The sequence below is a fragment of the Streptomyces sp. SID14436 genome (genome assembly GCF_010548465.1).
Classification (GTDB): domain Bacteria; phylum Actinomycetota; class Actinomycetes; order Streptomycetales; family Streptomycetaceae; genus Streptomyces.
Genome location: NZ_JAAGMD010000097.1, coordinates 21,863 through 32,610, shown reverse-complemented (window position 1 = coordinate 32,610; position 10,748 = coordinate 21,863). Strand labels below are relative to the sequence as shown.

Here is a 10,748-nt window from a genome sequence, read left to right as displayed (position 1 = left end):
GCCGCCCCGGCCGCCCCCGCGTCCGGCTACGCGGCCCCGGCCCCCGCACCCCGGCCCGCCGCTCCGGAACCGCCGCCCCCGATCTCGCCGGAGGACGACATCCCCGAGGACGACGACCCCGACCTGGACGAATCCGCCCTCTCCGGGCAGGAACTGATCGTCCGTGAGCTGGGCGCGACCGTGGTCGAGGAGTTCAGCAACGACTGACCGGAGGCCGGTGACTGGAGGAAGCTACGAACGCGTGCCGTGCCCTTCCTCGGGTGCCCGCACAAAGGGCACCCGCGTTCTGCCGTTAGGCTGATCCCGTGAAGGTCCTCGTCATCGGCAGCGGCGCCCGCGAACACGCCCTGTGCCGCTCCCTGTCCCTCGACCCCGCCGTCACCGCGCTGCACTGTGCCCCGGGCAACGCCGGTATCGCCGAGGTCGCCGAGCTGCACCAGGTCGACGCCCTGGACGGCGCGGCCGTCTCCGCCCTGGCCGCGCGCCTCGGCGCGGACCTCGTGGTGGTCGGCCCGGAGGCGCCCCTCGTGGCCGGCGTCTGCGACGCCGTGCGGGCCGCGGGCATCCCCGTCTTCGGCCCCTCCCGGGAGGCCGCGCAGCTCGAGGGCTCCAAGGCCTTCGCCAAGGACGTGATGGCGGCGGCGGGCGTGCCCACCGCCCGGTCGTACGTCTGCGTCACCCCCGAGGAGGCGAGCGCCGCCCTCGACGCGTTCGGGGCCCCGTACGTCGTCAAGGACGACGGGCTCGCCGCGGGCAAGGGCGTCGTCGTCACCGACGACCTCGCACTGGCCGCCGGGCACGCCGGGTCGTGCGAGCGCGTCGTCATCGAGGAGTACCTCGACGGCCCCGAGGTCTCCCTCTTCGCGATCACCGACGGCGAGACCGTCGTGCCGCTCCAGCCCGCCCAGGACTTCAAGCGCGCCCTGGACGGCGACGAGGGCCCCAACACCGGGGGCATGGGCGCCTACTCGCCGCTGCCGTGGGCCGACCCGAAGCTGGTCGACGAGGTCATGGAGACCGTTCTCCAGCCGACCGTGGACGAGCTGCGGCGCCGCGGCACCCCCTTCTCCGGCCTGCTCTACGCCGGTCTCGCCATCACCTCGCGCGGGGTCCGCGTGATCGAGTTCAACGCCCGCTTCGGCGACCCCGAGACGCAGGTCGTCCTGGCCCGGCTGAAGACCCCGCTGTCCGGGGTGCTGATGGCCGCGGCCACCGGCGGTCTCGCCGACCTGGAGCCGCTGCGCTGGAGCGACGAGGCCGCGGTCACCGTCGTCGTCGCCTCGCACAACTACCCCGGCACCCCGCGCACCGGTGACCCGATCACCGGCCTCGACGAGGTCGCCGCCCAGGACGCCCCGGACGCGTACGTGCTGCACGCCGGGACGCGCAGCGAGGGCGGTGCGGTCGTCAGCGCCGGCGGGCGCGTCCTGTCGGTCACGGCCACCGGCAAGGACCTCGCGGAGGCCCGCGACCGCGCCTACCGGGCGGTGGGGCGCATCCGGCTCGACGGCAGCCGGCACCGCACCGACATCGCGGCGAAGGCGGCCCAGGCGGTGGACGCGGTGCGCACGGCGCAGGTCGCGGCCCGGGCGGCCGCCGAGGCCGCCTCGCGGACCACGACGTAAGGACGCCGGCCGGGGGCGCGCCCCCATCGACGCCCCGGAACCTCCGGTAACACCAGGCACACCAGCCACGCCCCGGAACCCTCGGTAACACCAGGCACACCAGCCACGCCCGGAACCCCGGGCAACCCCCGGCACACCAGCCACGCCAGGCACACCACGCCCGGCACACCCGGCACGGTCCCGCACCGGTCCCCGTGGCCGGAAGGCTCCGGCCGGCCCGCCGTGCCCCCGCCGCTTCCGGCCACCCGCACAACCCGGCAGGCCCCGCATCCGTCTCAGGAGCGGGGCCTGATCCGCGCCGCCGTCAGCCACCTTTGCCCAAAGCCATTCCATCGAGTGAGCGATATGCCATCCGGCTGACGGGGGACGGGGCCGCAACTATGGTGCCGCGCATGTCTTCCGGCACTTGGCCCACCGGCATTGCGATGTCAGTGACGGGTGCCACAGTGGGGGAATGAGCAACGCCAGGACAGCCGCAGCACCGACGGGAGGGGGCGGGGCCGGACCATGAGCGGAAGCGGGACGGGTGTGGAGATGGGCGCGCAGGCCGCGCGTTCCCGGGCCGTCGCCGTGCTGCGGGTGCGCGGCCGGGCGCTGGCCCTCGCGCTCCTTCCGGCCGCCGCCGCGGTGATCCTCCTGGCCGGGGGGTCCACCGCCCATTTCGTGGGTCCGGGCTGGGACGCCGCCCGGCTGGTGCTCGTCCCCGTCGCGGTGCTCGCCCTGGTCGCCGCCGCCGGAGTGGCCCTGCTCGTCGCCCGCGCCCGCCCCGCCATGAGCCCCACGGTCCCCGTCCCCGAGGACGCGGCCCCGGACCTGTACCGCATGGTGCGCGACCTGGCCGACCGGCTGGGCGTGCCCGCCCCGTCCGCGATAGCGCTCACCCCGGACTGCGACAGCTGGCTGGAGGACCGCACCCACCGGGCCCACGGCCTGCCGCCCGCCGAGGAGCACGACGACATAGCCGGCGCGGGCCGGTATCCGGCGCAGCGGTCGGGTGCCGCGCCCGTGCTGGTCATCGGCTCGCCGTTCCTGTGGTGGATGCGGGTGGGGGAGCTGCGCGCGGTGCTCGCGCCGGTCGTCGCCGGTACGGGACCGTCCGCGCACCCGGACATAGCCGCCGCCCGCCGCTTCGTGCGCGGGCTGGACGCCGCCGTCGCCGTCACCTCGGCGCCGCACCGCGGCCCGGTGTTCCGCGGATCGCTGGCCGGTGTCGCCTGGGTGGCGCGGGCCCTGCTGCGCGGCTGCCGGGTGCATGCCGCCGAGATGGAGCGCGGCGTGGCCGCGGCCGCCGCCGAGCGCGCGCAGGCCGTCGACTACGGGCTGCGGATCGTCGCCCAGGAGCAGGTGGGGCTGGCCTACGCGGGCTGGGACCGGCTGCTCACCCGGGTCGCGCTGCCCGCCTGGCGGATGGGCCGCTGGCCGTGCCATCTCAGTGCCGGCGTGGTGGCCGCGCTGACCGAACTGTCCCGCCGGGACCGCCTGGCGGAGGGGTTCGCCTCCCGCCTCGGTGAGCGCCCCGCCTGCGATCTGCTGGAGGAGCCGGGCGCGGTCGACGAGGCCGTCTCCCTGCTCGCCGCCCGCCTCTTCCACGGCGGCCCCGCCGAGACCGGGCCGGACTGGTCGCCGGTCCACTGGAGCGACTATCCGGAGGAGGTGGTGGACCGCAAGTGGCGCACCGACGCGGCCCGCCTCCACCGCGTGCTGGACGCGCTCGGCGTGCGTCTCGCCACCGGGGGCGGGTCCCCCGGCCACGACGGCCCCACCCTCTCCCGCGTCCTGGACCACCTGACGGTCCCCCGCCCCGCCCCGCCGGTCCCCGCCGGGCCGCCGGACCGCCCGCCCGCCCCGCCGGAGCGCGTCAGGGACGACACCGACGAGACCGACGACGCCGACGACGACCTCTCCGGCACCACCGACCGCAGCGCGGCCCTGGCCGCCCGGCTCAGCGCCGAACTGGCCCGCGAGGAGACCGCCGCGACCGCCGCGCGGGCGACCGCCACCGCCTCCGACGCCCCGACGGGGACCGCCGCCGTCACCCCCGCCGGCACCGGCCCCTCCGACTCCGCCTCCGCCTGGGACGACCGGGCCCTGCCCCTGTTCCCGCTCCAGCCCCCGCGCACCGCCCGCGAACTCCTCTCCGACCACATCACGGCGATGGTCTGCTGCGCGGCGATGGACACCGCGGGCGCCGCCCCCGGCCTGGACTGGCTCGACGGACCGGTCCTGCTCGTCGGCGGGGCCCGCGGCGCGGACCTGTCGGACCATGTTTTGAGCCTGATCGAGGACGGCGACCCCACCCCGCTCCGCGACTGGCTGGCCCGGCAGGGCATCCGGCCGGAGAAGCCGGTGCGCCTCGTCTGAACGGCCCCCGGACCCCTCGCACCGCGCCGTATCCGTGCCCTCGCCGCCGTCGGCGTCCGCCCACCGCGGCCCCGCACCACCCCGGTCGCGCCCCGCACACCACCCCACGCCCCGGAGCTGACCCTTCCGCTTTCGGTCAATTCACAACGACCGGTGACGGGGTGCGTGCGTTATGTGATGTGCTGGGACCGTTCACACGCTCGTTGGCGAGAGCTTGCGACATACGACAAGCACATACAGGGCGGGCCGGGTGCGCGAGGAGGGGAGCCACCATGGGTGCGGATCGGAACCGCCGGGAACCGGGTGCCGGGGCACACGCCGTCGGCGCCCCCTTCGCCGGAAGCCATCCCGGCCCCCTCCCGTGGTTACGCGGGGGTGAGCGGCACGACGGCGACACCGGCCGTGCCGTCCCCTGGTACCTGGCACCCCCGGCGGCCGGACCCGGCGGCGACGGCCCCCGCACCGCCCGCCCGGGCACCCTCGGCCCCCGGGTGGCCGACGACGTGCACCGGCAGATCAAGGGCTTCGCGTCGGGCGGCGGGGTCGCGCCCGGCGACGCGATCGACTTCCACATCACCGTCGACCCGCCCCAGGAGTTCGGCGTCGACGTCTACCGCATCGGCCACTACAACGGCCACGGCGGCACCAAGATCACGTCCAGTCCGCGCCTGTCCGGCATCGTGCAGCCCCCGCCGCTGACCGCCGACCGCACCGTCTCCTGCCACCACTGGTGGCTGTCCTGGCGGCTCCAGGTCCCGTCGTACTGGAGCGTCGGCGCCTACGTGGCCGTGCTCACCACCGCCGACGGCTACCGCTCGCACATCCCCTTCACGGTCCGCGACGACCGCCCGGCCGACCTGCTCCTCGTCCTGCCCGACGTGACGTGGCAGGCGTTCAACCTCTATCCCGAGGACGGCCGCACCGGCGCCAGCTTCCACCACGCCTGGGACGAGGACGGGCGGCTCCTCGGCGAGGCCGACGCCGCGACCACCGTCTCCTTCGACCGCCCCTACGCGGGCGACGGCTTCCCGCCGCACATCGGCCACGCCTACGACGTCATCCGCTGGGCCGAGCGCTACGGCTACGACCTCGCCTACGCCGACGCCCGCGACCTGCACGCCGGCCGCGTCGACCCGACCCGCCACCGGGGCCTGATCTTCCCCGGCCACGACGCGTACTGGTCGAAGCCGATGCGCGCCGCCGCGGAGTCCGCCCGGGAGCAGGGCACCTCCCTGGTGTTCCTGTCGGCGGGCACCCTGTACCGGAAGGTCGAGCTCGGCCCGTCGCCGTCCGGGGTCCCCGACCGCCTGCTGACCAGCCGCAAGCGCCGCGGCCCGGGCAGGCCGGTGCTGTGGCGGGAGAGCGACCGCGCGGAGCAGCACCTGCTCGGCATCCAGTACGCGGGCCCCGTCCCGGAACCGCAGCCGCTGATCGTGCGCAACGCGGACCACTGGCTGTGGGAGGCGACCGGCGCCGGGGACGGCGACCCGGTGGACGGACTCGTCGCGGGCGAGGCCGACCGCTACTTCCCGCGCGCCCCGCTGCCCGCCCACGACGAGCGGGTGCTGCTCGCCCACTCCCCGTACACCGACGGCGAGGGGGCGCGGCGGCACCAGGACACCTCGCTGTACCGGGCGCCGTCGGGTGCCTGGGTGTTCGCCTCCGGCACCTCCGCCTGGTCGCCGGCCCTGGACCGCCCCGGCCACGTCGACCCCCGCATCCAGCGGGCCACCGCCAATCTCCTCGACCGGATCTGCAAGCGCGACTGACGAGGACGGGCCCGCCCGCCCGGACGACGGGCCCGCCTCCCCGCCCCGCCTCCCCGACCCGCGGCCGGAACCGATCCCCGCATACGGGAGAATCGAGCCATAGGACAGAACCACGGGGAGGAACCGTGTCCGGATTCGTAGAAAAGCCCGAGCCGACCCAGGTTCCCGGTCTGGTGCATCTGCACACCGGCAAGGTGCGCGAGCTGTACCGCAACGAGGCGGGCGACCTCGTGATGGTCGCCAGCGACCGCATCTCCGCCTACGACTGGGTGCTGCCCACCGAGATCCCCGACAAGGGGCGGATCCTCACCCAGCTGTCCCTGTGGTGGTTCGACCGGCTCTCCGACCTGATCCCGCACCACGTGCTGAGCACGGAGCCGCCCGAGGGCGCCCCCGCCGACTGGGCAGGCCGCACCCTCGTCTGCAAGTCCCTGCGCATGGTCCCCGTGGAGTGCGTGGCCCGCGGCTACCTGACCGGCTCCGGCCTGGCCGAGTACCGGCAGACCCGCACCGTCTGCGGTCTCGCCCTCCCCGAGGGCCTGGTGGACGGCTCGGAACTGCCCGCCCCGATCTTCACCCCGGCCACCAAGGCCGCCGTCGGCGAGCACGACGAGAACGTCTCCTACGAGGAGGTCGCCCGCCAGGTCGGCGCCGACACCGCCGCCCGGCTGCGTCAGGCGACCCTCGCGGCGTACTCCCGCGCCCGGGACATCGCCCGCGAGCGGGGCATCGTCCTCGCGGACACCAAGTTCGAGTTCGGCTTCGACGGGGACACCCTGGTGGTCGCCGACGAGGTGCTCACCCCGGACTCCTCCCGCTTCTGGCCCGCCGACCAGTGGGAGCCGGGCCGCGCGCAGCCGTCGTACGACAAGCAGTACGTGCGGGACTGGCTGACCTCCGCCGAGTCCGGCTGGGACCGTGCGGCCGAGCAGCCCCCGCCGCCGCTGCCGCGGCACGTGGTGGAGGCGACCCGTGCCAAGTACGTGGAGGCGTACGAGCGTCTCACCGGCGTGGACTGGGACTGAGGGAAGCGCCGGGAACGCCGAAGGCCCCGGTCGGTGACCGGGGCCTTCGGATGCGGAGCGGACGACGAGGTTCGAACTCGCGACCTCAACCTTGGCAAGGTTGCGCTCTACCAACTGAGCTACGTCCGCGTGCGCCGTGGCGCGGAAGCAACTATACCCAACCGCGCTCGCGCGCGAGGCGCACCGCCGCGTGCCGGTTCTCCGCGCCCAGCTTGGTCGCGGCCGACGACAAATAGTTGCGCACGGTCCCCTGGGACAGCGCGGCGCGCTCCGCGATCTCCGCGACCGGTGCCCCGTCGGCGGCCAGTTCCAGGACCTCCGCCTCACGCACGGTCAGCGGGGAGTCGCCGGCGGCGATCGCGTCGGCGGCCAACTCGGGATCCACGTAACGGTTTCCGGCGTGCACGGTGCGGATGATCTCGGCGAGCCGCTGGGCGCTGACGGTCTTGGGGACGAACCCGCGCACCCCCGCTGCGAGCGCCCGCTTGAGGTGTCCGGGCCGGCCGTGGCCGGTCACGATCAGCACCCGGCAGCCGGGCACCTCCGTGCGCAGGGATGTGGCGACCTTCACACCGTCGGCGCCGGGCATCTGGAGATCCAGCACGGCGACGTCGGGGGTGTGCGCCCGCGCCATGGCCAGCGCCTCGGGGCCGGTGGCCGCCTCGGCGACCACCCTGAGGTCGTCCTCCAGGGCGAGCAGGGCGGCCAGCGCGCCGCGGATCAGGTGCTCGTCGTCGGCGAGCAGCACCCGTACGGCCTGCGTCACGAGGCGGCCTCCCCCACCGGTCCGTCGGTGGTCAGCGGCACCTCGGCGGTCAGCCGGAACCGGTCCTCGCCGACCCGGCCCGCCTCCAGCCGGCCACCCACCGCGGCCAGCCGTTCCCGGAGCCCGGCCAGCCCGGAGCCGCCGGAGAGCGGAGCCCGGACCGTCCCGTCGCCGCCGGCCGGCCGGTCGCCCCCGTCGCCCCCTCCGGCCCCGCTGCCTCCTCCGGCCCCGTCGTTCTCCACCGTCAGCACCACGCGTCCCTCCACCGTCCGTACCGTCACCGCACACCAGGTCGCATCGCCGTGCCGCAGCACGTTCGTGGTCGCCTCCCGCACCACCCAGCCGAGCGCCGACTGCACCCGCGGCGGCAGGCCGGCGGGGCGGCCGGTCAGCTCGCAGTCGATGCCCGCGGCGGCGAGCACCCCGCGCGCACCGGCGAGTTCCGCCTCCAGGTCGGCCTCCCGGTAGCCGCGCACGACGTCGCGGACCTCCCGCTGGGACTCCTGGGCGATGCGCTGCACCTCGATCATCTGCTCCACCGCCTCGGGCCGTTCGCGCCGGGCGAGCTGGACGGCGAGCTCGCTCTTGAGGGCCATCACGGCCAGGTTCCGTCCGATCACGTCGTGCAGGTCCCGGCCGAACCGCAGCCGTTCCTCGGCGACGGCCAGCCGGGCCCTGGTCTCGCGGGCCTCGTCGAGCTCGAACACGGAGTTCAGCAGCCACGCGGAGAACATCGAGGTGAAGGCGAGGAGCGCGGCACCGACGAGAATCCAGAGGGCCGTGAAGAAGGCGGCCGCGGCGGGCATGCCGAGCAGCACCGCCACGCAGCCCGTGCCCAGGCCGAAGCCGGCGACGAGCGCCCCCACCTTGCGCCGCTCGCGCATGCCGAGGGCGAGGGCCCCCGTGCCGAAGATCAGCACGGTGCCGGCCATCGAGACGCCGGTTCCCGCGATGTCCGAACCGCGGGGCCCGGTGGCGGTGAGCGCCAGGGCGCCGGCCGCCACCGCGGCGGACAGCGCGCCCAGCGCCCACATCAGCGGCACCGGCCGGCCGCGGCGGCCACGGAGCCAGTCCAGGGCCCGCGAGGCGGTCAGCATGCTCAGGGCGGCGTGCGCGCACGCGGCGGGCAGGAACACGGCCGAGGCCGCGGGGCCGGCCGTGCCGACGGTGGCCAGCACGACGGTGGCGATCTCGATGAGCCCGAAGAAGTGGTACGACCACCGGGTGTAGGTCTCCACCTTCGCCGGTGTGCTCTTGCGCCGCCACCAGCCGCCCGGCCTGCGCATGCTCCGCCCGCCCCGCTTCCGCCGCTCGGCGCCGTCGATCAGCGTCGTGGCTCCCAGCGGAACCACCGCCGTACAGCAAACACCGACAGCGCGGTCCAGGCCACCGCGGTCACCAGGGCGGTCAGCGAGTCGGACGCCGACAGGTCGCCGCTCCAGCCGCCCCGGACGAGGGTGACGACCGGGGTCAGCGGCAGCAGCTCGCAGAACGTGGCGATCCGGTCGGGCAGCACCTCCAGGGGCACGGTCATGCCGGAGCCGAGCATCGAGACGATCAGCATCGGCATCGGGGTGACCTGGGCGCTCTCCGTCGTGCGGGTGTACGCGGCGGTGACCGCGCCGAGGGCGACGCAGATCACCAGCCCGAACAGCAGACCGGCCACGATCAGGTGCGGCGCGGACGGGGCGGACATGTCCAGCAGCAGGGCGCAGCCGGTCATCAGCAGCAGGCTCTGCAGGAGTCCCGTGGCGGCGGCCGGCAGGGCCGATCCGGCGAGGATCTCGGCGTCCCGCAGTTCCCCGGTGCGCAGGCGCTTCAGGACGAGTTCCTCGCGCCGGGTGACGAAGATGCCGACGAGCGCCGAGTAGACCGCGAACAGCAGGGCGAAGCCGATCGCGGCGGGCAGCACCACGGTGCCCAGGGTCAGTCCGGCGCCCTTGAGGTCCATCTCGTCGGCCGCCTGCGCCACGCTGAGCGGCAGCACCAGGGGCACGAACAGAGCGGCGAACAGGGTGCCCTTGCTGCGCCCGTACATGGTGAGCTCGGCGCGGGCGAGCGCGGCCATCCGGCCCGCCGGGGTGGTCAGGGGCCGCGCGGGGGCGGCCTGGGGGGTGGCGGTGGTCGGGGTGCCGCTCATGCCGCGAACTCCTTCGTCGTGCTGGTCCCCGCGAGGTCCGGGCCGTCGGCGGCCCCCTTCGCGATGCCGAGGAACGCCTCCTCCAGGGAGGCCGACCGCACGTCCAGGCGGTGCAGTTCCACCCCGGCGCGGTCGGCCCACACCAGGAGGGCGGTGGCCACCCGCTGGAGTTCGCGGGTGCGCAGGCGGACCGTGCGGCCGTCGGTCTCGTGCGCGCTGACGCCGAGTTCGTCGAGCGGGGGCAGGTCACCGACGAAGTAGCCCTCGGGCAGTTCGAAGGAGATCCGGGACGGCTGCGCGGCGGTCACCTCGGCCGGGGTGCCGGCGACCGCGATGCGTCCCTGGTGCAGGATCGCGAGGCGGTCGGCGAGGTTCTCCGCCTCCTCCAGGTAGTGCGTGGTGAGGAGCACGGTGGTGCCGCGGTCGCGCAGGGCACGCACCAACTCCCAGGTGGCCTGGCGGCCTTCGGCGTCCAGTCCGGTGGTGGGCTCGTCCAGGAAGAGCACCTCGGGGTCCCCGAGCAGGGCGAGCGCGAGGTCCAGGCGGCGCCGTTCGCCGCCGGAGAGCTGCTTGACCCGCACGGTGGTCTTGCCCTCCAGGCCGACCTGGGCGAGGGCCTCGGCCACGGGGCGCGCCCCGCTGACGCAGCCGGCCCACATGCGGGCGGTCTCCCCGACGGTGAGTTCCGACGGGAAGCCGCCCTCCTGGAGCATGACGCCGGTGCGGGGGCGGACCGCGGCCCGCTCGGTGTACGGGTCGTGTCCGAGGATGCGGATCCGGCCGTCGGCGGGGGCGGAGAGACCTTCCAGCAGTTCGACGGTGGAGGTCTTGCCGGCACCGTTGGTGCCCAGGAGTGCGAAGACCTCCCCGCGGCGCACGGAGAAGTCGATCCCGCGCACCGCCTCGAAACCGTCGCTGTACACCCGTCGCAGGCCGGTGACCTCGATCACGTGCTCGTGCTCGTTACCTGACATGCCCCCATCCTCACCGCCTGGTCGGGCGCATGACAGTGCGGGGTGTCATGGCTCGGCATGACAAATGTCAGGGGCCGGCTCCCGTCGA

Annotated in this window: 8 protein-coding genes, 1 tRNA gene and 1 pseudogene; 5 read left to right on the top strand and 5 right to left on the bottom strand. The window is 75.1% G+C overall.

The genetic code is table 11. The features are described 5' to 3' along the window. From G3I53_RS03510 to G3I53_RS03490, 5 genes and pseudogenes are all read left to right on the top strand, one after another. Positions 1-207, top strand: a pseudogene (locus G3I53_RS03510) (DNA polymerase III subunit gamma/tau); the annotation flags it as partial. Between the two features lie 98 nt (positions 208-305). Beyond that, entirely contained in the window at positions 306-1,625 is a 1,320-nt protein-coding gene (gene purD, locus G3I53_RS03505) for a phosphoribosylamine--glycine ligase (RefSeq protein WP_343240548.1), read from the top strand. 507 nt (positions 1,626-2,132) lie between these two features. Then, positions 2,133-3,986 (top strand): hypothetical protein, encoded by a 1,854-nt coding sequence (locus tag G3I53_RS03500; RefSeq protein ID WP_164438012.1) that lies wholly within the window; start codon positions 2,133-2,135, stop codon positions 3,984-3,986. 272 nt (positions 3,987-4,258) lie between these two features. Then, entirely contained in the window at positions 4,259-5,755 is a 1,497-nt protein-coding gene (locus G3I53_RS03495) for a N,N-dimethylformamidase beta subunit family domain-containing protein (protein WP_164334375.1), read from the top strand. 125 nt (positions 5,756-5,880) lie between these two features. Next, positions 5,881-6,780 carry a phosphoribosylaminoimidazolesuccinocarboxamide synthase gene (locus G3I53_RS03490; RefSeq protein ID WP_164334374.1) on the top strand — a complete coding sequence of 300 codons (900 nt, stop codon included), beginning with the start codon at positions 5,881-5,883 and terminating at the stop codon, positions 6,778-6,780. A gap of 56 nt (positions 6,781-6,836) precedes the next feature. Here G3I53_RS03490 and G3I53_RS03485 read toward each other — a convergent pair. The 5 genes from G3I53_RS03485 to G3I53_RS03465 all read right to left on the bottom strand — a co-directional run bounded on the left by G3I53_RS03485 (position 6,837) and on the right by G3I53_RS03465 (position 10,660). After that, positions 6,837-6,909 (bottom strand) — tRNA-Gly (locus G3I53_RS03485). 22 nt (positions 6,910-6,931) lie between these two features. After that, on the bottom strand, positions 6,932-7,546 hold the full coding sequence (locus G3I53_RS03480) for a response regulator transcription factor (RefSeq protein ID WP_164334373.1): 615 nt from the start codon (positions 7,544-7,546) through the stop codon (positions 6,932-6,934). Next, complete coding sequence (locus G3I53_RS03475) at positions 7,543-8,832, bottom strand: histidine kinase (RefSeq protein WP_164438013.1); 1,290 nt, start codon at positions 8,830-8,832, stop codon at positions 7,543-7,545. Before G3I53_RS03475 ends, G3I53_RS03480 begins: the two co-directional genes overlap by 4 nt. Positions 8,833-8,870: 38 nt before the next feature. Then, positions 8,871-9,686 (bottom strand): ABC transporter permease, encoded by an 816-nt coding sequence (locus G3I53_RS03470; protein ID WP_164338822.1) that lies wholly within the window; start codon positions 9,684-9,686, stop codon positions 8,871-8,873. Continuing rightward, entirely contained in the window at positions 9,683-10,660 is a 978-nt protein-coding gene (locus G3I53_RS03465; RefSeq protein WP_164338823.1) for an ABC transporter ATP-binding protein, read from the bottom strand. Before G3I53_RS03465 ends, G3I53_RS03470 begins: the two co-directional genes overlap by 4 nt. Positions 10,661-10,748: the final 88 nt, after the last annotated feature.

Coding starts and splice junctions, on each gene's coding strand:
- G3I53_RS03500 (WP_164438012.1), top strand. CDS start 2,133: ATGAGCGGAAGCGGGACGGGTGTGGAGATGGGCGCGCAGGCCGCGCGT.
- G3I53_RS03495 (WP_164334375.1), top strand. CDS start 4,259: ATGGGTGCGGATCGGAACCGCCGGGAACCGGGTGCCGGGGCACACGCC.
- G3I53_RS03475 (WP_164438013.1), bottom strand. CDS start 8,832: ATGCGCAGGCCGGGCGGCTGGTGGCGGCGCAAGAGCACACCGGCGAAG.
- G3I53_RS03470 (WP_164338822.1), bottom strand. CDS start 9,686: ATGAGCGGCACCCCGACCACCGCCACCCCCCAGGCCGCCCCCGCGCGG.
- G3I53_RS03465 (WP_164338823.1), bottom strand. CDS start 10,660: ATGTCAGGTAACGAGCACGAGCACGTGATCGAGGTCACCGGCCTGCGA.